The sequence below is a fragment of the Microbacterium sp. UBA1097 genome, assembly GCF_002313585.1.
Classification (GTDB): Bacteria; Actinomycetota; Actinomycetes; order Actinomycetales; family Microbacteriaceae; genus Microbacterium.
In genome coordinates this window covers 1-20,884 of the sequence record NZ_DCBW01000010.1, presented here as the reverse complement: position 1 = coordinate 20,884, position 20,884 = coordinate 1, and the positions used below count along the sequence as shown (strand labels likewise).

Here is a 20,884-nt window from a genome sequence, read left to right as displayed (position 1 = left end):
CTCGTCAGCTGGTCGCCGACGCCATCTTCCAGGCCGAGCACGCGCTCGATCAGAACCCGGCGCACCATCGCGCTGCGATGCCGGCCGCTGCGCCGGTGAGGAGCATCACTGGTGCTTGAGGTTCTCCGGAGCCCGTCGTACGCGAAGCTCTTCTGCGCTCAGGGCGTCGCTCTCCTTGGCACGGGGCTACTGACGATTGCGCTCGGGTTGCTCGCGTTCGACATCGCCGGTGGTGACGCCGGCGTCGTTCTCGGCACAGCGCTCACGATCAAGATGCTGGCGTACGTCGGCGTCGCCCCGGTCGTCGCTGCGCTCACTGGTCACCTGCCGCGCAAGCTCGTCCTCATCGCAGCTGATGTGCTTCGTGCTGCGGTCGCGATCAGTCTCCCGTTCGTTACCGAAGCGTGGCAGATCTTCATCCTCATCTTCGTCTTGCAGGCCGCGTCAGCGACGTTCACGCCCGCCTTCCAGGCGGTGATTCCGGAAGTGCTCCCTGACGAGGGGCAGTACACGCGGGCCTTGTCCCTGTCACGTCTCGCGTACGACCTCGAAGCGTTGGTGAGTCCGATGCTCGCTGCGGCGCTGCTGACGGTCATCACCTACAACAACCTTTTCGTCGGCACCTTCCTCGGCTTCATCGGGTCCGCGGCGCTCGTGATCGCGACCAAGTTCCCGAAGATCGCCCCTGCCGAACCGGCTCCCTTCTTCGAACGGCTGACCAGCGGGGTGCGCGTGTTCTGGCGGACGCCGGAGTTGCGGAGCCTGCTCGCGATGAACCTCGTCGTGGCGACCTCGACGGCGATGGTCATCGTGAACACCGTGGTGCTCGTGCAGGGGCTCCTCGGGCGGCCCCAGACCGATGTCGCGCTCCTCTTGGCCGCCTACGGCGCCGGGTCCATGGTCGTGGCGCTCGGGCTGCCGAAGGTGCTCGACCGGATCCGTGATCTCAAGGTCATGCTCGCCGGCGCTATTGCGCTTCCGGTTGGGTTGGTCGCGGCGGCCATCTTCATCGGGATGCCTGCGTCGACTGGAACGTGGGGCGCGCTCATCGCGACGTGGTTCTACCTCGGCGCGGCGACCTCGTTGCTGCTCACACCGTCGGCTCGACTGCTTCGGCGGGCATCCGACGTGGGGACTCGCCCGGCGGTGTTCGCTGCGCAGTTCTCGCTGTCGCATGCGTGCTTCATCATCACGTACCCCTTGGCGGGCACGCTCGGTGCTCTGCTCGGTCTCCCGGCTGTGGCCCTCGTCCTCGCCGCAATCGGCACCGCTGCCGCGGCCCTTGCCTGGCTTGGTGCTCGCCGGGCCTCCTCACCGGCAGGCAGCGAGCTCGCTCAGTCGGGCGCCTAGGTCTCAGCTGGGGTCAAGGTCGATGGGCGTGCTGTTTCGCGTCGACGTACCGCGCCATGTGGGATCCGGATCGCTCGGCATGCTGAGCGAGGGTCTTCGGCGAATACCCGAGCAAATCGGAAAGCGACGCTACGTCGATGAGTGCGGTGAGCTGTTTCAAGGTCGTGTTCCGGGTGCGCTGCGGGTCGATACCCAGCGTGTTGAGCCGCTGCTGCAGGGTGGGAACTGACAGGTGCCGGCCGGCACGGTAACCCGGGAACAGCCAGTCGGTGCCGGTGTTCGTGGTCATTCCGTCGCGGTCCTCGAGCTGTCGCCAGAACATGGGCGCGAGAGGTTCGGGGATCTCGCTCACGTTCACACCGAGCCGGATGAACATGCCGTCCGGGCGTAGCTCGAGCTGATCCGCTGTGAGTCTGACGATGCGGGTGAGCGGTGTCGCCCAAAGGAGGTGGATGAGTGCGGCGACTCTGGTGCTGAGCGCGACTTGTTCGAACTCGACCGCGTTGCGGATCGCTTGGATGCGCTGCGCCTGCGTGAGTGTGGGCAGGGTGATCGCCTTGCGCGGCGGGACGTAGAGCTTCCGTGATCCGCCACGACCGCGCGCGAACCAGCCGATGAAGTGCTTGATTTGGAAACGTGTCGTGACCGCACCATCCAGGTAGGCGTCGATGTCTTCCTGGTGGAATGTGGCGACGGTTCGCTCCCGGGCCTGTTCGACCCAGATGAGGAACTTGCCAGCCTCAGTGATCTGCTGTCGTGCGTTCCGGCAGGCGATGTCCATGTTCGCGACGCCGACGCGCTCACGTAGCCGGTTCAGGTGATGCCACCGGGCGTACTGCTCGATGATCGACGCCACGTCAGGATGGGGCTGCAGCTCACGTAGGCGGGCGTCGACCCAGCCTTCGAAGATCGCCAGGTGCCGATCCGCGGGGGCGACCATGAGGCGGTTGTGGATGAGGATTTCACGAAGGTGCTCCACCGAATGCCCGCGCGGCAATGCGTTGAACGCCTCCGGGGTGAGGTCGAGTTCTCTGTCGCCGATCTTCCTGAGCAACTCGTGGGCCTTCTCGCCTCGCATCCAGGTGTAGATGCTCTCAGGCCGTGTTGACTCGACGAACACTTGGATCAGTTGTTTGATGCGTAGATCTGGGGGAGTGGTGGGCTTGAGGAGCTCGGTCAGGTCGGCCTCGATGACGCAGCGGGCACATTGGCCGTTGCGGAACCGCTCGGCTTCGACGCCGCACCTGCCGCAGGTCATGGTGGTCGTGATGCCGGCGCAGTCTCGGCAGATCGGCTTGGCGTGCTCGTCGCGGCCCGGGAGCAGGCGGTCGTCGCCGCAGCCCGCGCACACCCCGTACGTGTGGGCCGCTTCCCTGAAGCAGATGCCGCAGATCGCTCCATCCGGCCAGCGGACGCGAATCTTGGCGCTCATGCGCCCGCACCGGTCGCAGTGCTTCTCGCCCTCGGATCGTGGTCGCCCGCGTGGCTCCGGCGGTGTGAGCGAGTTCAACGTAGCCGGCCGGACGCGGCCGTACTCGCGGGGTCTAGCCATCGTCTCGGGTGACGCGGGCGCGGACGGGCCGGTAGTTGCGCAGGTCGGGAACGCCTGGATCGCCGTTCGCGACGCGCTTCTGGCGGATGGTGCGGGCGTCTGCCGCGGTGAAGGTCACTAGATCGTTCACCTCGCAATGCAGGATGTCGCACAGCGCCACGAGAACCTTGAACGCGATCCGTTCCGGGTCCTGTGCCACCAAGCGGTAGACCTGCGAGGCCGACAATGTGATTCCTCGCTCGCGAAGCGGTTCGACGAGCTGGGTGCTGCTGGTGATGTGCTGTCTGGCCATCAGCTCGCGGATTCGCCACTGGTACTCGATCTCGCGTCTCATGATGCGCCCCGATTCTTCTTGCGGTTGGGTGGGAGCGGCGGCCGCGGCGGAAGCCTGAGCTTTCGCTTCGGCAAGGCGACCGCGGTGCCGGTCGCCTCGAGCATCTCCCGGTGCACTCGGGCGAGCTCGGCGATCTGGAAATCGGCCGCCGGGAGGGTGTAGATCGACGTTGTCGCAGCGTGCTCGTGTCCGAGCTGCATCTGGATGAACTTGATGTCGTACCGATAGGACGTGAGCAGATGCGTCGCATACGAACGGCGCAGCGAGTGGAAATCGAGTCCCGGAGGAAAGCCAAGCTCGTCGACGCAATCGCTGATCCGTTGCCAGAGGTGGTTCGCCGACACCACGCTGCCTGTGTTGGTGGGAAACAGATCAGTGAGCGGTTCGCCGTAGCGGGGGAGGACGTTGTTCGTCCAGTCCTCGGCGACCTCGGCGGCCCACTGCCACACCGTCAGCACGTTTCGCGGCTTGAACACCTGGCCGGCCTTCGCCTTCCCGAATCGCACGTGCAGGTTGCCGAAGTCGCCGAAGTAGGGTGTGCGAGCGTTCGCGGAGAAGTCAACGATCTGCAGCCGCCGGACCTCGGTGACGCGGAGCCCCCACCCGTACGCGATCTTGCAGGCCGCGGCGTCTCTGAGCACCGTCAGGGCGCCGCTGCGCCCGGACTCGAGCACGCGCACGTACTCCACGTCGAGGAGGTCGAAGAGCTGCTGGAGCTCGTCCTCAGTGAATGCCCGCTTCTCGGGTTTGGCCTCGTTGGTCTGTGAGTGCGTGATCCGGTTGAATTCGTTGACGACCTGCGAGAAAACCTGGCCGAACATCTGAGCCGAGCGCACGCCCCAGTCGTACGCCGGGCTCGTCGCGAAGTCGCAGAATGCCTCGATCATGCCCTGATACGCGCGCAGCGTGGACTGTGCCAACCCTCGAACCGAACGAAGATGATCGAACCAGTCGGTCGCGTCGCCCACGTTCCACTCCCAGGGGAACTTGCCCGCCGAGTCACACAGGCGGAACACCACCGAACGACTCGTGCGCACGTAGCCTGCCTTGATGCCGCGCGAGCGCAACGACGCCGCCCACGCGTCAAGAACCTCTTCGAGGAAGACGTCAGGGTCTGGAGCAGCCCCGGGAACAGGCAGGAATGAAAGCGTCCCGCCGCCATCAGAACCCACCATCGGACACCACCGCCTCGCCTGCAAATATTGCAGGATTCCTGCAGAAATCGCAATGGGTGGATCCGGAAAACCAGATCAGAGGGTAAATCCAAAGGGATCGTCAGCAGTTGAATTCCGACCGGCGTTGCTGGATGCGTGAGGCGCCCGAGAACGGAGTAATTCCTGGTCAAGCGCGATTAATGCAAGCGGGGAAGGGGATTAGCCGGTTCTCCAGATCCTGCAATTCCTGCAAGTTCTGGATTTACGAGCTGACATAATGTGCATTATCGGATACTGCTCTCGGGATCGACTGTACGGGGCCGTCCGTCGTCGTGAACGCCGTCTGGTTAGGCATCGACGGATGCGGCGACGAAACCTGACGTGGACAATCGGTGGCAGCGCACTCATCCTCTCCGGAGTGCTTGTCATGATGCGCGAGATCGCGCTGGGTTCCTCACTGACTCCCGCGCTTGCTGTGATCGCCGAACTCACGTGGAGCGTTGGCGTGACAGTGTTCGCAGTGGGACGCACGCGATACGAAAGCGTCGTAGCGCGCAGGCCGTTGGGCCTCGTCGCGATCCTGATCCTCGCCTGGTGGCAGGTCGCCGCCCGCATCGTCTTCGACGCGCTGACGCCGAGCGGCGGCTTCGCTACTCCAGATTCGGTTCCGCCGACGTACGTCGTCTTCGGCTACCTCCATCTGCTGATGCCGCTCGCCGCCGGCATCATCGCAACCGTCCAGATCGCGCGGACCCGCATCGTTCCGTCTCCGTGGCGGTGGGCGCCGCTCTGGGTGCTCGGTCTGAGCGTCCTTGTGGGCGTCATCACCCAGGCCATGTTCGCGACCCTCGCACTCCCGCAGCAGGCGCTGGCCGACGTCGCGACACTCCTCGGCGCACTATCGAACCTTGCCAGCACGATCGGACTCGGTGTTCTCGCACTCGTCCTCAGCGAGCGCGGCCGCGCCTCAAGTGTCCAGATCTTTCGTTCCGGTCAGTCCTGACGCGGCCGCGTGACTGGTGCTCGCGAACGGCGGCGGTAGCGTGGAACGATGCGAGCTCCGGACCTTTCGTGCTGAACGCCGCCACCGGGTTCGCGGTTATCGGCCTCGCGATCGCCGTCGGATACGTGATCGGCCGGATCAACCTCCTCGGCCCGCAAGCCGGCCCGGTTCTGGGACGACTGGTGTTTTTCGTCCTTTCCCCCGTGCTGCTGTTTGTGGTCCTCTCCGAAGCCGATATCGCAACCCTGTTTTCGGCACTTCTCCCGGTCTCGGCGATCACGGCGATCATCGTCATCGGCCTCTACGCAACGATCTCCCGCCTGTTGTGGCGACGGCCCGTGGGAGACACGCTCATCGGCGCGCTCGCGGCCGGTCAGGTGAACTCCAACAACATCGGGATCCCCCTGTCGCTCTATCTCCTGGGATCGGCCGCGTTCCCGGCACCCGTCATCTTGTTCCAACTGCTCGTCCTCGTACCGATCTCGATGGCGATCCTCGAAAGCGTCACCGCGCAGACTCGGAACTTCGGAAAGATCGCGCTACGCACTGTGACGAACCCGGTCGTGATCGGATCGGTGGCCGGAACGATCGTGGCGGCGACGGGGCTTCGGCTCCCGTCACTCGTCACGGAGCCTTTACACTTCCTCGCCGCAGCATGCGTCCCGGTGCTCCTTCTGAGCTACGGGATGTCTCTCCATGGCCAGCGGGTTCTCGCCGCCGGCGGTCACCGCCGCGAGGTGATCCTGGCTACCGCGTTCAAGCTGATACTGATGCCGGTGCTGGCCTGGGTGCTTGCGAGCATCGTGTTCAGATTGCCGGCGCCCGAAACGCTCACCGTGGTCGTCCTGGCGAGCCTCCCGACCGCACAGAATGTCTTCAACTTCGCTCAGCGCTTCGGCGTCGCGGAAACCGTCGCGCGTGACACTGTCTTCCTCACAACAATCGGGTGCATCCCGGTGCTGATCGGCGCGCTCGTCCTTTTCGGGTGATCTCGGGCCGACATGCCCCTCCCACTCCCCCGAAGTCCGGCCGGAAGAACGCTACGCTGAGAACGCAAGCTCTCAGCTAACTCCCAGAAAGGGAACGCCATGTCAACCGAAAGCTCCGTCGCCAAGGAGGCCATCAACGGCGTCCGCACGGCGCTCGGCATCGCCGGTGTCCTCTCGCTCATCGTCGGAATCCTGATCCTCGTCTGGCCAGGCCGCACGGCCATGGTCGTGACCGCGATCATCGCCATCTACGCCATCGTCGGCGGACTGGTCTACGGCGGCCTCGGCATTTTCTCGAAGTCGATGGGTGGATGGTCTCGCGTTGGCCACATCATCCTCGGCGTCGTGTTCATCGCCGCTGGTATCTTCGCCTTCTTCAACCTCGCAGCCACCACCGGCTGGTTCGCCGTCTTCCTCGGCATCCTGGTCGGCATCATGTGGATCATCGAAGGTGTCGTCTCCCTGACCACGCTGGGTGACGCAGCATCCAAGGGCTGGACGATCTTCTTCGCGATCATCAGCATCGTCGCCGGTGTCGTGCTGCTGTTCTCGCCGCTGTTGGGCGCGGTCGTGCTCTGGTGGCTGCTCGGGATCTCTCTCGTCGTGCTCGGCATCATCCAGATCGTGCGCGCGTTCACGTTCGGTAAGAAGAGCGTCTGACAAGACACATCACAGAAGAAGGCTCCGGGGGATTTCCCGGGGCCTTCTGCTGTGAATGGATGCAGTGCGGACTACTCCCCCACAAAAGAGCTCGTGTCGCCGACGAGCCGCGTGTTGTCCGCGGGGATCGGGTCCACAGCGGCCTGTGCGACCTCGGCAGCGAACTCCGAAACGTTGTAGAGCTTGCCGGCTGATTCGCGACGCGACGCGATAGCTCCGGGGTTCGCACGCTCCAGCAACGTTGCGGTGATGGTTCCTTCGATCATGTCGCCGGAGACGACGACGAACCCGATGCCGCGTTCGAGGAGCGCGGGCACCCGCTCGCGAAGCGCATCCTCGCCGGCACGCTTGGACAGCGCGACCGGCTCATATTCGGGCATGGTCGGGGTCGTTCGGATGAAGTGCGCCTGGTGGCTGGTCACGAAGACCACCCGTGCGTCGCCCCGAAGAAGCGGCACTGCCGTCTCAAGCACGCTGACCTGAGCGTCTCGGTTCAGCAGCAGGGCGTAATCTTCCGCCATTCCTGATTCCATGCCACCGGATGCGTTCAGGACGAGGATGTCCAGGCCTCCGAAGGCCTCCTCGACGGCAGCGAACATTGCCGCGACCGACTCTGGATCGGTGAGGTCCGCTCCCACGACGAGAGCGTCGACACCCAGCTCCCGCACCTCAGCGGCAAGCTTCTCAGCGCGGGGAGCCTTGTTGCGGAAGTTGATGACGACGTTGGCCCCCGCGGCTGCGAGATAGCGGACGGTGTCGGCACCGATTCCGCGCGACGAGCCGGTCACCAGTGCGGTCTTGCCGCGCAGGGTTCCGGGGGCGATCGGGGTGGAAATGTCGGTCACTGTTGCTCCTGTTGCACGGTGGCGCATCGGCCGCGGGCGGCACCGGAATGGCGCGCGTACCGACCCTACCAACCGGTCCGCTGCGCGCCCTGCGTTGATAGGGTCAGTCCAAGAGGAAGGAGACTCGGATGTTGCCCGATCTCACGCAGTATCTGTGGATCCTCTGGCTCGCTCTGGCAGTCCTGTTCGTGATCATCGAACTGCTCACCCTTGAGTTCACATTCCTCATGCTCGCCGCCGGAACTCTCATCGGGGGCCTGGGAACGAATTTGCTGGGCGGCCCGTGGTGGCTGCAAATCGGCCTCGCCGCGATCGCATCAGCGCTTCTCCTGTTCACGATTCGCCCACTCCTGCTGCGGGCGCTGCATCGAAGTTCGCCCGTCGTCCTCACGAACGTCGATGCACTCGTCGGGATGCCGGCGCGCGTGACCCGCGCGTTCGTGCAGGGTGCGGGTGAGGTGAAGCTCGACAACGGCGAGACGTGGACGGCACGACTGAGCGCGGGCGTCACGGATGCCGAGGCGAGCGTTGGACAGTCCGTCAGCGTCATTGCAGTGCGAGGCGCCGCCGTCGAAGTAGCTCCGGAGCCCCGGCCATCGACAGAAAGGACCGTGGAACATGATTGACATCGGCGCGTTCGCGGGACAGATCTTTGTCATCGTCCTGCTGCTTGTCATTGCGATCTTCGTGGTCGTGGTGATCTTCCGATCGATCCGGATCATTCCGCAGGCCACAGCCGGCGTCGTGGAGCGCCTCGGCCGCTATCACAAGACCCTCTCCCCCGGCTTGAACCTCCTCGTCCCGTTCATCGACCGCGTTCGGCCGTTGATCGACATGCGCGAGCAGGTCGTCTCGTTCCCCCCGCAGCCGGTCATCACGGAAGACAACCTCGTCGTCTCGATCGACACGGTCGTCTACTTCCAGGTGACTGACGCCCGTGCGGCCACTTACGAGATCGCGAACTATCTGGGCGCAGTCGAGCAGCTCACGACGACGACGTTGCGAAACGTCGTCGGTGGCTTGAACCTCGAGGAGGCACTGACCAGTCGCGACGAAATCAACACGAAGCTGCGGGTCGTTCTGGACGAAGCGACGGGCAAGTGGGGAATCCGAGTGTCGCGGGTGGAGTTGAAGGCCATCGATCCCCCGGTGTCCATCCAGGACTCCATGGAGAAGCAGATGCGCGCCGAGCGAGACCGTCGTGCGGCGATCCTCACCGCAGAGGGCACGAAGCAGTCGGCCATCCTGCAGGCTGAGGGCGCACGTCAGGCCGAGATCCTGCGCGCCGAGGGCGAAAAGCAGGGCCAGATCCTGCGTGCGCAGGGTGAAGCTGAGGCGATTGCCACGGTGTTCAACGCCATCCACGAGGGCAATCCGGATGACAAGCTGCTCGCCTACCAGTACCTGCAGACGCTTCCGAAGATCAGCGACAGCGCGTCGAGCAAGCTCTGGATCATTCCGAGCGAGTTCACCGAGGCACTCAAGGGTGTGTCCGGTGCGTTCGGGGCGCGGGAGGCCGCAAAGTCTGCACCTGACGAGCAGGCGTGACCCACCCGTACTTCGTCGACGCGCCATACCCGCGCGTCCTTGCGCACCGGGGGCTGACGGTTGACGAAGCGATTGCGGAGAACTCCTACGCATCGGTTGCCGCGGCGAAGCGCGCTGGCGCGACCTACGTCGAGTCCGACTGTCATCTCACCCGGGACGGCGAGGTCGTGCTGTTCCATGACGCGGATCTTCGTCGGGTGACGGGCGATCCTCGACGTGTCGTTGACGTCGAGCTTTCAGAGTTGACTGACTTGATGGCAGATCGCGGCGGACTGATCACGTTGCGCACCGCGCTCGAGGACTTCCCGACCGTGAGGTTCAACCTCGACGTGAAGGCGCCCGGCGCTGCTGACGCCGTCGGCATGCTCGTGGCCGGTCATGGTGAGCGCGTGCTCCTGACGAGTTTTGCGGACACCCGCCGCCGCGCAGCCGTAGCATCCGCAGCTCGTCACGCACCCACCGGCGCGGTGGCACCTGCAACATCGGCGGGTCGCGAGACCATCGCCCGGCTGCTCTGGGGCCTCGTCGCGCGGTCGCCGCGGCTGGTCGCATCCTCGCTCGCGGGCATCGACGCACTGCAGGTCCCGGAGCGTCAGGGACCGGTGCGGGTGGTGACGCCACGGCTGCTTGAAGCCGCTCACCGTCACGGGGTCGAAGTCCACGTATGGACAGTGAACGATCCCGCAGACATGAGCCGGCTTGTCGGCATGGGCGTCGACGGCATCGTCACAGATCGCGTAGACGTCGCGCTCACGACTCTCGGACCCGCGCTGGGCCACCCCTGATTCGGCGGCGCTGACGGCGCCGCACCCCAGGTCGGCGTTGCGCCTATTCCTCCCCCGCTGAAGATCGGCTGAGAATGCTCTCATCTGCGGGTCGGCATGGATGATCTGCCCAGCTGAGAGCGTTATACCTGAACAGCGACGAGAGGACCACACAATGGCAGACCGCAGCCTCCGCGGCATGCGACTCGGCGCCTCCAGCCTACAGAGCGAGGACGGCGTCGTATTTCATGAGCGGGCACAATTCACCTACTCCTGCACGTCTTGTGGACGTGACACCACCATGACCTTCGCGGCAGACGCCGAGGTCCCCGAGACCTGGGAATGCCGCACCTGCGGCGCCGAGGCTTTGCTGCGGGTCGACGGCGAGACCGTCACCGTCGACCACGGCGACGTCAAAGCCCCCCGCTCGCACTGGGACATGCTTCTCGAGCGTCGCACGATCCCGGAGCTCGAGGAGCTGCTCGAAGAGCGCCTCGCCTTCGTTCGCTCACGCCGAGGCGCCGGCGACGACGTCACGGTCGACAAGCTCAGCGCCTGACAGACGCCCACCGCGACGGCTTACGAAGCGGTGCAACAAACGGGACCGGTCCGATCACGGATCGGTCCCGTTTCATGTCCGGCGGCGGCTCGCGACGACTCCGCTGGCGATCAGACCGGCAATGCTAAGAATCGCGATCGCCATGCCCAGTGAGCCGCCGATCACGATGCTCGGGGTCAGGCCGGTCCGCAGCGGAACATCGGTGAGCATCGCTCCGGCCTCATCGGCGGGAAGAGAATCGATCGTCGCACCGTCGGGGCCGATCACCTGGCTCGTGCCGACTGTCGAGATGTTCACGACCGAACGACCGGTCTCGATAGCGCGCGTGCGCGCGAAAGCGAGTTGCTGCAGGTTCTCGTCGGTGTTGCGGAAGTCGGCGTTGTTGGTCTGGAACATGTAGACCTCGGCGCCGTCTCGCGCGCCTTCATGGATGACGTCGTCATAGATCACGTCGAAACAGATAGCGAGCCCCACCCCGGTGCCATCGATATCGACGTACGGCGGATTGGATCCTGGTGTGTACTCCCGGCCGATGAGCCCGATCAGATCGGGAACGATCATCTCGTAGAACCACCGGTCGGGCACGTACTCGCCGAAGGGAACCGGGTGAGTCTTGTCGTGATACTGCACGGCGCCCTCCCCCGCTTCCCACAGCATCGAGGTGTTGTAGGTCAGGTCGCCCCGCGTTGTTGCGGCGTTGACAAGAAGCGGAGCATCCGCCGCCTCCGACAGTCCGTCCAGAACCGCCGCAGTCGTCGCGTTGGTCATCGGATCCGAGTCGATCCCGCCTTCGGGCCACAGCAGCACATCCATGTCCTGACCGATCAGGTCAGTGGATGCCGACAGCTGCGCGTTCAGGATGTCGTTTCGCTGTCGCGCGTCAAAGTATCCGGAGGGACCGTTGCCCTGCACACTTCCCACGGTCATCGTGCCCGCCGGGGTGGTCGGGAACTGCGGCGTGACGAGCAGGGCGATCCCCAGCCCTGCGACCGGCAGCGCCGTGCGCACATCCGACCACTGGCGCAGTCGCAGCCACTCGATGGTCCCGGCGGTGAAGGCGACCATCAGGAACGACAGGCCCGTCACGCCGATCCACGAGGTCAGGTGTGAAAGGGGGCTCTCGGATTGACTCATCCCGATCCGCGCCCACGGGAACCCTGTGTAGGGCCAGGATCCGGTCACGAGTTCCCGCAGTGTCCACAGCCCGGCTATCAGCAGCGGTGTCAGGACGAGCTGAGCCCACCGACCGGGGGCTGCTCTCGGCATCCACCGGTATGCCAACGCGATGAGCACGGAGCCGAGCGCGACGTAGATGGTGGCCGCGACCGCCAGGGCGAACCACGGGATGACGCCGAGGTAGCGGTTCAGCCACACGATGTGGACGAGATAGAACGTGATCCCGAAGATGAACCCGACCAGCAGCGCGCCCCAGGCGCTGCGCCCAATGAGCGCCACAAGCGAGAGTCCGACACCGACGAAAGCCAACGGCCACCAGCCCACCGACGGGTACGCCAGATCGAGGATGAGCCCGGCAGCAACTGCCACCAATACCGCAGCCCACAAGGGCAACAGCGCACGGACACCGGTGGTACGGCTCTGCGTGGCGCTCGACGGTTCGGGCATGAGGACCAGCCTACATTCGGACGGCTATGGTGCGGCTGAAGGTTCGGCGATCACACCGACGAGTACGCCACGATCCCGCGACGAACACCATCGAGCGCCCGCCGCGCGACCGTGGCAAGGCTGGGTTCGGCCACAAGCGACATCTGGTCGAGAAGGTCGATCGTCTGCTTGGCCCACCGGACGAAGTCGCCGGCGGCAAGGTCTGCCTCGCGAAGCACGCGATCCAGCGGCATCCCCTTTGCCCACGAGTGCATCGCGAGCGCGAGTCCCGCTGCCGGCGGCTCCGACCCGGGCAGCCGCGAGTCGCGTTCGAGATCGTCCAGGCGTTGCCAGAGGTCGAGGGTCTGCGCGAGAGCCTCGCGGAACGCGCCGCGGGGAAGCGCCCGCTCCCCCGGTTCGTCCCGGCGCGGCTCGTAGACCAGAGCACAGGCCAGGGCGGCCAACGACGGCGCGTCCAGCGAGTCCCACAGGCCCAGGCGCAGTGACTCGGCCACGAGCAAGTCACGCTCTCCGTAGATCCGGCGCATTGTGCGACCAGCGGCCGTGAGCGTCGCCGCTCCGTCTGCATCCACGCGCACGTAATCAAGAGAGGCCAGAACATCCACGATGCGGTCAAAGACCCGCGCGACGGTTCCCGTGCGCGCGTCGATCTGGCCACGGAGTCGTTCGACGGTGCGGTTCAGCTTCCAGTACCGCTCTGCCCAGCGGGCGTGATGCTCACGGTCGGGGCACTGGTGGCACGGATGCCGCTGCATGCGCCTCCGCAGCTCACTGATCTCGCGCTGGCGCTTGTCGCGCGTCTGGCGCGAAGCATTGGCGTCCTTGCGATTCAGCTTCTCGAGATCACTCAGCTCGCGACGGATGCCGGAGTATTCGGCGAAGTCGCCCTTGTCGCAGCTCATCGCCTTGGCGTAGCCCGCGAGCGACTCTTCGGCATCCTTCACCTGCCGGGCAAGGCCGACGACAGCGCGGTCCGCCTGGAACTGGGCGAACGAGGACTCCAGGATCTCGCGCGCCCGTGCTCTGCCGAACTGGTCGATGAGATTGACCGCCATGTTGTAGGTCGGCCGGAAGCTGGAGTTCAGCGGATACGTGCGGCGGGATGCCAGTGCTGCCACGGCCTGCGGGTCGAGTCCTTCGGTCCACTGGACGACGGCGTGGCCTTCGACATCGATCCCCCGGCGTCCAGCTCGACCGGTCAGCTGTGTGTACTCGCCCGAGGTGATCGCGACCCGCGCTTCGCCGTTGAACTTCTCGAGCTTCTCGAGCACGACAGTTCTCGCCGGCATGTTGATCCCCAGCGCGAGGGTCTCGGTGGCGAACACGACCTTCACGAGCTTGCGCTGGAAGAGCTCTTCGACGACCTCTTTGAACGCCGGCAGAAGACCCGCATGATGCGCAGCGACTCCCCGCTCAAGGTTCTCGCGCCATTCCCAGAATCCGAGGACAGCCAGATCCTCCTCGAGCAGGGTTCGGGTGCGCTCCTCGACGATCGCCCGGATCTCCGCCCGCTCCTCGGGTGTCGTGAAGCGGGCTCCGGACCGGCGAACCTGCTGCACCGCGGCATCGCAGCCGGCGCGGCTGAAGATGAAGAAGATGGCGGGGAGCAGATTCGATCGCGCGAGGAGTTCGATCACCTCGGGGCGATCGAGCCGTTCGATCCGTTGTGCATTCGCCGATCTCACCGGCCGCTGACCGCCCTTGTGGGGGCGGCGATGCTGGCCGTCACGGCCGCGACTTCCTGACATTGCGGCACTGCGGCCAGCCTGAGCGCGCCGATTGTTCTCGTAGGTCGGGCCCTTGAACGAGCGAATGCGCATGAGCTCTTGGTTCACCTGCGCCGTCGCGATGCCGGCGCGATCGTCGAACAGCGGCAGAAGGTCGCCGCGCACCAGAACATGCTGTTCGAGCGGAACCGGTCGCGTCTCAGACACGATGACGTCAGTGTCTCCGCGCACGGTGTCGAGCCAATCACCGAACTCTTCGGCGTTCGAGACCGTCGCCGACAGCGAAACGAGACGCACCGCCGGCGGCAGATGGATGATGACCTCCTCCCACACTGCACCGCGGAACCTGTCGGCGAGGTAATGGACTTCGTCCATGACGACATAGCGCAGGTCGCGGAGCGCCGGTGAGCCCGCGTACAGCATGTTGCGCAACACCTCGGTCGTCATCACGACGACGCGAGCATTTCCGTTGATGTTGGTGTCTCCGGTGAGAAGCCCCACATCATCGGGCCCATAGACATCGACGAGTTCGCGGAACTTCTGGTTCGACAGCGCCTTCATCGGCGTCGTGTAGAACGCCTTGTCGGAGGGCTCCCGCATCGCCAGATGAATCGCGAACTCGCCGACAATGGTCTTTCCCGCCCCCGTGGGCGCAGCGACGAGCACGCTTCGCCCCGACTCGAGCGCGTGGCATCCGGCGATCTGAAACGGATCGAGATCGAAACGCTGATCGTCGGCGAACGCCGCCGTGACCGGATACGCACGGGCTGCTTCGGCCCGCGCAAATCGCTCCGCTGGGCTTGGAGCACTCACCCCGTCGCCTCAGGCGGCAGCAGGGCTGCGTCGCGCTTGGATTTGCGTCGGTCGAACAGTAGCGACACACCGGCTGCCGCGAAGAAGAGCACGACGAGGATGCCTGCCAACATCAGCATTGACACGGCGTCAGCTGCGGGTGTTGCAACCGCCGCGAAGAGGGTAGCCACCAGCACTGCAACCCGCCACCCTTTGAGAATGCCGCGGCCCGAGATCACCCCCGCGACGTTCAAAGCAACGAGGAAGACGGGTAGGACGAAAGAAACCCCGACCACAAGGAGGAACTTGAAGACGAAGTCGTAGTAGTACGTTGCGTCGTAGAACAGGGAAGTCTGGTCTGGAGCAAAGGTCGCCATGATCTCGACGACGTGCGGGAGCACGAGCCACCCCACGGTAGTCCCCGCGAAGAACAGCGGAACAGCTGCCCCGACGAACCCCGCCGTGTAGCCGACTTCTTTCCTTGTGAGTCCCGGCATGATGAAAGCCCAGATCTGCCACAGCCAGACCGGTGCAGAGATCAGAAGTCCGGTCGCGAAAGCGATTCGGATGCGGAGATCGAACGGACCGGTGATCGTCGTGAACATCACCTCGACCTTGTCGGTCTCGCCACGCATGGCCGCCACATCTGCGATCGGAATCGTAATCAGCCGGATGATCGGATCGGTGATGATGAACGCGACCACCATGCCGACGACGAGCGCGAGGGCAGCGATCATGAGCCGCTTGCGCAACTCGATCAGATGTTGCCCGAGAGACATCCTCCGGTCACGGCGCGGCCGGTCGGGCTCTCCTACCTCCGGCAGGGAACTGGTCGCCACGCGGCCGGGTCAGGCTGTGGAATCTCGGCCGCTGGATGACGCGGCCTGCGACGAGCCAGCAGAACCCGTCGAGGACGAGTCAGCGGCTTCGGACGCTGCGACGTCGGGCTTCGCGGCATCCTTGGAGTCGTCGTCCTTCATGGCCTTCATCTCGCCCTTGAAGACACGGGCGGACTGGCCGAGGCTCTTTGCCAGCGCGGGCAGCTTCGCCGCGCCGAACAGCAACAGGATCACCGCGAGAATGATCAGCAGGTGCGGCCACCCGAATGCGTTCCCCATGGGGTCTCCTCACGATTGCGGTGCCTGAAGTCTACCCCGGCGCCACTCACGGGCGCCGGAACCTGGACTGAGAACCGTCCATATCCCTGTTTTGGTCTTCTTATGTCTGCCCGGGGTACTGGGCGAGGCCCGCCTCAGCCCACTCCCGCGCCGCTTCGCGGGCGCCTGTCGGCGCGAGAATCCGCACGTCTCCCCCGCGACGTGCTGCAAGTCGTCGCAGGCTCAGCACATCAGCCACCCGCATCCGTGCGGTGCTCACCCCCGCCGTGGTAGTGACGGTCGCTCGATCGAGGTAGTCACCCACGAGTGGGGCGACGGATGCCGGGAACTCGAAGGTCACGTTCACGTCGCCCGCTGCATCGTCGCCGGTGTCGGCGAACCAGCCGGGTACGGTTTCTTGCCCGTGCGTGATCGGGATGTCGGTCAGGGCGAGATCGCTCACGCGGTCAAGGTGGAAGGTCCGCATCGCCTCTCGCAGATGGCACCAGCCCTGGAGATACCACTGCCCTTGGGCTATCAGAACCTTGACGGGATCGACCGTGCGTGTCGTCGGTGACCCTTCGGGAGTCTTGTAGGTGAAGCTCACAGCGACCCGACGACCGAGAGCGTCGGCTACGAGACGGCGAACCGCATCGACCGGCTCCGATGCAACGACGACGGCAGCAGGTGCGCGAGACGCGCCGCGCGCGAGTTTCGCGAGCAGCCCGGTATACAACTGCGAATCCCCCACGCCGGGGATCGTGGCCGCAAGCTGCAGTCCCGCCAGCAGAGCAGCAGCTTCGCGGGCGGTCAGTCGAGGCGCCCGCTCGAGACCCACGGAGTTCGTGATCGCGATGAGGTCCCGCTCGTCCAGCAGGTCCCAGTCGATGTCGAAGAGCTCGTTCGCCATCTGCCAATAGCCGGAGTCTCCGGGCAGCCCGATGACGGTAAGGCCGCGCACCATGGTGCGCATCTGCTCCGCGGTGACGTCGAACTCGTCTGCAGCCTCGGCCACTGACACCTCGCCCTTGGAGATGAGGTATGGCACCAACTGCAGGAGCAGTGCTGCGCGGTCGGTCGCGATCGACGAGCCGCTCATCCGTTCCCTCCGCTGTGCGCATCCCGAGTAGAGCGAAGCCGCCGAATGACCTCTGCTTTGACGTCATCCGGTTCGACGACACGGACTTCCGGACCGTACGATGCCAGCTCGTCGGCGAAGACGTGAAGATCCACGTACGGCACCCACCAGCCTTGCGCCGCAGGTTCCGCGCGACGCGAGAGGCGCAACCACGCCTCGGTCCCGGGGTCGATCTCCACCAGTGCCCTCTGCCGCTGTGCGAGCTCGCGCAGCCCGTCGAGCGCGCGGGCACCCGCACCCTCGCGCAGCGCGGGGTCTCCGACGGTTCGACTGATCACGACGTCATCGACGATGCGCGTGAGAAGGAAGGTGCGAGGCGCGTCCAGGTCGAGATCCAGACCGTATACGTGCCACCGAGCCTCGAACTCGACGAGCGCGAGCGGCTGCAGCCGCCGCACTCGCGGCGCAGCGCTTCCGGGCCGCATATATCGGAAGCTCACGATTCGCGAGTCCTCGATCGCCCGCTGCAGGGGCGCAAACGACGGTTCGCGCAGACTGATCCGCGGCGAGTATCCGAGGATCGGATCCTCGACCGGAATGCCGAGCGCGCGAATCTTGCGTAGGCCGCTGCGCGCATCCGCCGACAGAGAGCTTTCGCTCCACACGCCTCCGGCCAGGTTCAGCAGAGCGAGCTCGGCCGGCGTGAACTCGATATCGGCAGGCAGCTCGTACTCGGCGGTCGGTACGCGGTAGCGAGCCTCGCGAAGATCGTCGGGATCGGCACGGTCACCGATCGTCTCGATCGGGACACCGAGTCCACGAAGGCTCTCTTTATCGCGCTCGAACATCTTCTCGAGCGCGTCCTTCGACGTGCCGGCTTCCGACTGCTCGCGGTAGCCCGACACCGACGACAGAATCGTGTCCTTCGTGAGGCCCTGCTCGGTCGCCATCAGGGCGACCACGAGGTTGACAAGCCGCTCCTCGGGCGGGATGCGCACAGTGGACTTCGAGGGCACGCCCCTCATCCTAGGTCCGCGATGGGCGGCATCCTCTCTTGCCGTGGGCGATTTCGCTCAGGAGGCCGGCTCTGGATCGAGCCCCAGGATGTCGATGACGAACACCAGCGTCGCTCCGCCGGGAATCGGCCCCTGACCGGCATCGCCGTACCCCTGGTCCGGCGGCACCACGACGAGAACCTGGGATCCGACGGTCTGACCCTCGAGAGCCGCGGCGAAGCCCGGCACGACCGCGGTCAGATCGAACGAGACCGGATCGCCGTCCCAGCTCGTGTCGAAGACCTCACGCGTGTCCCACAGCAGACCCGTGTAGTGGGCGCGAACCGGCTGCTCGCCGGTGACGACCTCGCCGTCGCCCTTCTTGATCGTTTGGATCGAGAGTTCGGTCGGGGCCGGGGCATCAGGGATGATGACTCCGGGTCGCCCGTTCGGGGCGCGGACGACGGACGGAAGACCGTTGCTGTCGGTGAACTGGTCAGCGCCATCCGCCTTCGGAAGGTAGACCTTCCGAACGTCGACGACGGCGACCGCGGAACTGCCCTCCTCGAGCCCGATCTGCGTCGCGGCAGCCGGGTTGATCGCATCTGCCGGTAGGGCGACAACGACGCGGTCCCCTTCCTGCGCGCAGTGAAGAGAATCCTCAAGCCCTGGCAGGGTGTCGATCCACCGCGACATCGAGAAAACGTTCTCGAGCGTCACGTCGTAGGAGGTGGCGACGGCCGGCTCACCGGTCTGACCGTTGAGGACCACCATGTCGAGGATGACCATCTGGTCGGTCGTAATGATCGGCGTCCCCTCCCCCTGCGTGAGGTCGGTCCATGCGAGCTCATCCACCTGGAACGGGGTATAGACCTCGACGTCGGGCGCCTCGCCGAACTCACCGGTGACTGTCACGAGATCGGTCGCTGCGGGGTCGGTATCGGTGACACGAGCGCACCCGTCGGCTGGGCTTGTCGAGCAACCGACGAGTCCGGCAGCTGTCAGTCCGAGGATCGCGAGGAAGGCGGGTGTCTTTCGCACCGGATCAGTCTAGGTGGTCAGGCTCAGCCGTTTCGTCGACCGTCACAGGGCCGCCGCCGGTGGCGGCTTGGCGGGCACCGTCAGCCGCCTTCTGCGCTTCGCGAACTCGTTTCCGCAGGTTCTTGTCGGTGATCTGACGGTCACCGACGGCACCGGGAGTCCACAGCTCGACATCCTCGTCGCCGTAGCTGCTCTTCGAGGCACGCCGCTTCTGCTCGGGCGCGACAGCGCCGGGCGCGAGGCGTCGAGCCCACAGCAAAAAGCCCGTGTGCGCGACCATTCGGTGGTCTGGGCGAACGGCGAGACCCTCGACGTGCCAGCCTCGCACCATCGTCTCGTTCGCGTCGGGTTCGGTGAACAGGCCGGTGTTGCGGATGTACTCGGCTACGCGGCTCAGTTGCGTGGCGGTCGCGATGTAGCAGAGGACTACCCCGCCCGGGGTCAGGGCCTCCGCAACGGCGTCGATGCACTCCCACGGGGCGAGCATGTCCAGGATGACGCGGTCTACCGTTCCGGGTTCGACGGCCGTCGGCAGCTCAGTCACGAGGTCGCCGACACGAACGTCCCAGGATGCCGGGCGGTGACCGAGGAAGGTCTCGACGTTGGCCTGCGCAACCTCGGCGAACTCCGGCCGTCTTTCGAACGAGACCAGTCGCCCGGCGTCGCCGATCGCGCGCAGCAGCCAAAGCGAGAGCGCGCCAGAGCCGACGCCGGCTTCCACCACGACGGCGCCCGGAAACACGTCAGCCTCGGAGAGGATCTGCGCCGCATCCTTCGGATACACGATCGCGGCGCCACGCGGCATCGACATCACGAAATCACGCAGCAGGGGGCGCAGCGCGAGGTACTCGTGGCCGGCGCTATTGACGACGACCGAGCCGTCCGGGATCCCAATGAGGGTCGAATGAGGCAGCACCCCGTGATGCGTGTGGAGTTCCCCACCTTCGCGAAGCGTAATCGTGTGCAGCCGGTTCTTCGGACCGGTGAGCTGGACACGGTCGCCCACGCGGAACGGACCGGACAGACGTGGTGTGGTGCTCATGCGGCGCCGATCTTTCGGTGTGCGCGGTGAAGCTCACTGAGGTCCGAAGCTGTCACCCCGTGAAGTGTGGGCCAGACGGCGTGGGCACCGGCCCCCTCGAGCGAGACCATCGCGGGAACGCCCAGAACAACCGATCCCGCGGCTACAGCGGAGCGCAGCCCGTTCGGCGAGTCCTCGATCGCCACGGTGTCGGCTGGTTCTACGCCGAGCGATGTGCACGCCTGGAGATACGGATCCGGATACGGCTTCGGGCGGGTGACGTCATCGCCGGCGACGACGAGGTCGAAGGCGTCGAAATCGATGAGCTCGGCGATATGGGAGGCCATCCGTCGCATCGACATCGTCACCAACGCGGTCTTCAGGCCGGCATCCTTCAGGTCGGCAAGAAGCTCGCGCGCGCCCGGTCGGAAGGGAACGCCGTCCCGCGAGATGCTGCGCATCACTTCGCTGGTGAGGTGCTCGATGATGTCGCCGGTGGACATTCGTACTCCCTCTTCCTGCAGGATCCGCGCAGAATCCTCCAGGGCGAGCCCGACCAGCGACAGCGCCTTCTCGTGAGTCCAGGACCCGCCGTAGCTCTCAACGAGCGGCGTCTCAGCCGCAATCCAGTACGGTTCCGTATCGACGAGCGTGCCGTCCATATCCCAGAGCACGGCGGAGAGGGCGGGTGGCGCAGTCACCGGACCATGCTACCGACGGCCTCGTTGACGATTGCCCGCTGCCGGCTCCCC

Annotated in this window: 21 protein-coding genes; 8 read left to right on the top strand and 13 right to left on the bottom strand. The window is 65.4% G+C overall.

The features are described from left to right. Window positions 1-111: 111 nt before the first annotated feature. The gene (locus tag B4F19_RS02495) at window positions 112-1,350 is read left to right on the top strand and encodes an MFS transporter (protein WP_292732679.1); all 1,239 of its coding nucleotides are present in this window, start codon (window positions 112-114) and stop codon (window positions 1,348-1,350) included. 13 nt (window positions 1,351-1,363) lie between these two features. Here the strand turns inward: B4F19_RS02495 and B4F19_RS02490 are convergent, their stop codons facing one another. From B4F19_RS02490 to B4F19_RS02480, 3 genes are all read right to left on the bottom strand, one after another. Further along, window positions 1,364-2,782, bottom strand: a complete 1,419-nt coding sequence (locus B4F19_RS02490) for a hypothetical protein (protein ID WP_292732677.1) — start codon at window positions 2,780-2,782, stop codon at window positions 1,364-1,366. Window positions 2,783-2,894: 112 nt separating this feature from the next. Further along, window positions 2,895-3,236, bottom strand: coding sequence for a helix-turn-helix domain-containing protein (locus B4F19_RS02485; protein WP_076690905.1), 342 nt, complete (start codon window positions 3,234-3,236; stop codon window positions 2,895-2,897). Then, on the bottom strand, window positions 3,233-4,411 hold the full coding sequence (locus tag B4F19_RS02480) for a tyrosine-type recombinase/integrase (RefSeq protein ID WP_292732675.1): 1,179 nt from the start codon (window positions 4,409-4,411) through the stop codon (window positions 3,233-3,235). The genes B4F19_RS02485 and B4F19_RS02480 overlap by 4 nt, the downstream gene beginning before the upstream one ends. A gap of 340 nt (window positions 4,412-4,751) precedes the next feature. Between B4F19_RS02480 and B4F19_RS02475 the strand changes: the two genes are divergently transcribed. From B4F19_RS02475 to B4F19_RS02465, 3 genes are all read left to right on the top strand, one after another. After that, window positions 4,752-5,393, top strand: a complete 642-nt coding sequence (locus B4F19_RS02475; RefSeq protein WP_292732673.1) for a hypothetical protein — start codon at window positions 4,752-4,754, stop codon at window positions 5,391-5,393. A gap of 68 nt (window positions 5,394-5,461) precedes the next feature. Further along, entirely contained in the window at window positions 5,462-6,382 is a 921-nt protein-coding gene (locus tag B4F19_RS02470) for an AEC family transporter (RefSeq protein WP_292732672.1), read from the top strand. Between the two features lie 99 nt (window positions 6,383-6,481). Next, window positions 6,482-7,042, top strand: a complete 561-nt coding sequence (locus tag B4F19_RS02465; RefSeq protein ID WP_292726004.1) for an HdeD family acid-resistance protein — start codon at window positions 6,482-6,484, stop codon at window positions 7,040-7,042. A 71-nt stretch (window positions 7,043-7,113) separates the two neighbouring features. On the opposite strand, the gene B4F19_RS02460 is transcribed toward B4F19_RS02465, so the two are convergent. Beyond that, on the bottom strand, window positions 7,114-7,914 hold the full coding sequence (locus tag B4F19_RS02460) for an SDR family oxidoreductase (protein ID WP_375237044.1): 801 nt from the start codon (window positions 7,912-7,914) through the stop codon (window positions 7,114-7,116). A 101-nt stretch (window positions 7,915-8,015) separates the two neighbouring features. Here B4F19_RS02460 and B4F19_RS02455 point away from each other — a divergent pair, with 101 nt between their 5' ends. The 4 genes from B4F19_RS02455 (at window position 8,016) to B4F19_RS02440 (ending at window position 10,758) form a co-directional block, all read left to right on the top strand. Next, the gene (locus B4F19_RS02455; RefSeq protein ID WP_292726002.1) at window positions 8,016-8,513 is read left to right on the top strand and encodes an NfeD family protein; all 498 of its coding nucleotides are present in this window, start codon (window positions 8,016-8,018) and stop codon (window positions 8,511-8,513) included. After that, window positions 8,506-9,435: an SPFH domain-containing protein gene (locus B4F19_RS02450; RefSeq protein ID WP_292726001.1), complete on the top strand. Its 930-nt coding sequence runs from the start codon at window positions 8,506-8,508 to the stop codon at window positions 9,433-9,435. Before B4F19_RS02455 ends, B4F19_RS02450 begins: the two co-directional genes overlap by 8 nt. After that, window positions 9,432-10,220, top strand: coding sequence for a glycerophosphodiester phosphodiesterase family protein (locus B4F19_RS02445; protein WP_292732670.1), 789 nt, complete (start codon window positions 9,432-9,434; stop codon window positions 10,218-10,220). The genes B4F19_RS02450 and B4F19_RS02445 overlap by 4 nt, the downstream gene beginning before the upstream one ends. Window positions 10,221-10,374: 154 nt before the next feature. Continuing rightward, window positions 10,375-10,758, top strand: a complete 384-nt coding sequence (locus B4F19_RS02440) for an RNA polymerase-binding protein RbpA (RefSeq protein WP_292710486.1) — start codon at window positions 10,375-10,377, stop codon at window positions 10,756-10,758. A 72-nt stretch (window positions 10,759-10,830) separates the two neighbouring features. Here the strand turns inward: B4F19_RS02440 and lnt are convergent, their stop codons facing one another. From lnt to B4F19_RS02395, 9 genes are all read right to left on the bottom strand, one after another. Beyond that, entirely contained in the window at window positions 10,831-12,381 is a 1,551-nt protein-coding gene (lnt, locus tag B4F19_RS02435) for an apolipoprotein N-acyltransferase (protein WP_292732669.1), read from the bottom strand. Between the two features lie 50 nt (window positions 12,382-12,431). Then, window positions 12,432-14,921 carry a DEAD/DEAH box helicase gene (locus B4F19_RS02430; protein ID WP_228179076.1) on the bottom strand — a complete coding sequence of 830 codons (2,490 nt, stop codon included), beginning with the start codon at window positions 14,919-14,921 and terminating at the stop codon, window positions 12,432-12,434. Beyond that, complete coding sequence (gene tatC, locus B4F19_RS02425; RefSeq protein WP_228179075.1) at window positions 14,918-15,679, bottom strand: twin-arginine translocase subunit TatC; 762 nt, start codon at window positions 15,677-15,679, stop codon at window positions 14,918-14,920. Before tatC ends, B4F19_RS02430 begins: the two co-directional genes overlap by 4 nt. A gap of 69 nt (window positions 15,680-15,748) precedes the next feature. After that, a complete protein-coding gene (tatA, locus tag B4F19_RS02420; protein WP_228179074.1) occupies window positions 15,749-16,018 on the bottom strand; it encodes a Sec-independent protein translocase subunit TatA in 270 nt (89 codons plus the stop codon). Between the two features lie 100 nt (window positions 16,019-16,118). Beyond that, window positions 16,119-17,096 carry a helix-turn-helix transcriptional regulator gene (locus B4F19_RS02415; RefSeq protein ID WP_292732667.1) on the bottom strand — a complete coding sequence of 326 codons (978 nt, stop codon included), beginning with the start codon at window positions 17,094-17,096 and terminating at the stop codon, window positions 16,119-16,121. After that, window positions 17,093-18,025: a helix-turn-helix transcriptional regulator gene (locus B4F19_RS02410; RefSeq protein WP_414683146.1), complete on the bottom strand. Its 933-nt coding sequence runs from the start codon at window positions 18,023-18,025 to the stop codon at window positions 17,093-17,095. The genes B4F19_RS02415 and B4F19_RS02410 overlap by 4 nt, the downstream gene beginning before the upstream one ends. 123 nt (window positions 18,026-18,148) lie before the next feature. After that, window positions 18,149-19,111: an FKBP-type peptidyl-prolyl cis-trans isomerase gene (locus B4F19_RS02405; protein ID WP_292732663.1), complete on the bottom strand. Its 963-nt coding sequence runs from the start codon at window positions 19,109-19,111 to the stop codon at window positions 18,149-18,151. A 4-nt stretch (window positions 19,112-19,115) separates the two neighbouring features. Further along, the gene (locus B4F19_RS02400) at window positions 19,116-20,153 is read right to left on the bottom strand and encodes a tRNA (adenine-N1)-methyltransferase (RefSeq protein WP_292727515.1); all 1,038 of its coding nucleotides are present in this window, start codon (window positions 20,151-20,153) and stop codon (window positions 19,116-19,118) included. Next, window positions 20,150-20,833 (bottom strand): HAD family hydrolase, encoded by a 684-nt coding sequence (locus B4F19_RS02395; protein WP_292732661.1) that lies wholly within the window; start codon window positions 20,831-20,833, stop codon window positions 20,150-20,152. The genes B4F19_RS02400 and B4F19_RS02395 overlap by 4 nt, the downstream gene beginning before the upstream one ends. Window positions 20,834-20,884: the final 51 nt, after the last annotated feature.

Excerpts from the sequence above, each read along its gene's own strand:
- lnt (WP_292732669.1), bottom strand. The coding sequence starts at position 12,381 with ATGCCCGAACCGTCGAGCGCCACGCAGAGCCGTACCACCGGTGTCCGT.
- B4F19_RS02440 (WP_292710486.1), top strand. The coding sequence starts at position 10,375 with ATGGCAGACCGCAGCCTCCGCGGCATGCGACTCGGCGCCTCCAGCCTA.
- B4F19_RS02485 (WP_076690905.1), bottom strand. The coding sequence starts at position 3,236 with ATGAGACGCGAGATCGAGTACCAGTGGCGAATCCGCGAGCTGATGGCC.
- B4F19_RS02455 (WP_292726002.1), top strand. The coding sequence starts at position 8,016 with ATGTTGCCCGATCTCACGCAGTATCTGTGGATCCTCTGGCTCGCTCTG.
- B4F19_RS02490 (WP_292732677.1), bottom strand. The coding sequence starts at position 2,782 with ATGAGCGCCAAGATTCGCGTCCGCTGGCCGGATGGAGCGATCTGCGGC.
- B4F19_RS02400 (WP_292727515.1), bottom strand. The coding sequence starts at position 20,153 with ATGAGCACCACACCACGTCTGTCCGGTCCGTTCCGCGTGGGCGACCGT.
- tatC (WP_228179075.1), bottom strand. The coding sequence starts at position 15,679 with ATGTCTCTCGGGCAACATCTGATCGAGTTGCGCAAGCGGCTCATGATC.
- B4F19_RS02410 (WP_414683146.1), bottom strand. The coding sequence starts at position 18,025 with ATGGCGACCGAGCAGGGCCTCACGAAGGACACGATTCTGTCGTCGGTG.
- B4F19_RS02480 (WP_292732675.1), bottom strand. The coding sequence starts at position 4,411 with ATGGTGGGTTCTGATGGCGGCGGGACGCTTTCATTCCTGCCTGTTCCC.
- B4F19_RS02450 (WP_292726001.1), top strand. The coding sequence starts at position 8,506 with ATGATTGACATCGGCGCGTTCGCGGGACAGATCTTTGTCATCGTCCTG.
- B4F19_RS02415 (WP_292732667.1), bottom strand. The coding sequence starts at position 17,096 with ATGAGCGGCTCGTCGATCGCGACCGACCGCGCAGCACTGCTCCTGCAG.
- B4F19_RS02460 (WP_375237044.1), bottom strand. The coding sequence starts at position 7,914 with ATGCGCCACCGTGCAACAGGAGCAACAGTGACCGACATTTCCACCCCG.
- tatA (WP_228179074.1), bottom strand. The coding sequence starts at position 16,018 with ATGGGGAACGCATTCGGGTGGCCGCACCTGCTGATCATTCTCGCGGTG.
- B4F19_RS02465 (WP_292726004.1), top strand. The coding sequence starts at position 6,482 with ATGTCAACCGAAAGCTCCGTCGCCAAGGAGGCCATCAACGGCGTCCGC.
- B4F19_RS02475 (WP_292732673.1), top strand. The coding sequence starts at position 4,752 with ATGCGGCGACGAAACCTGACGTGGACAATCGGTGGCAGCGCACTCATC.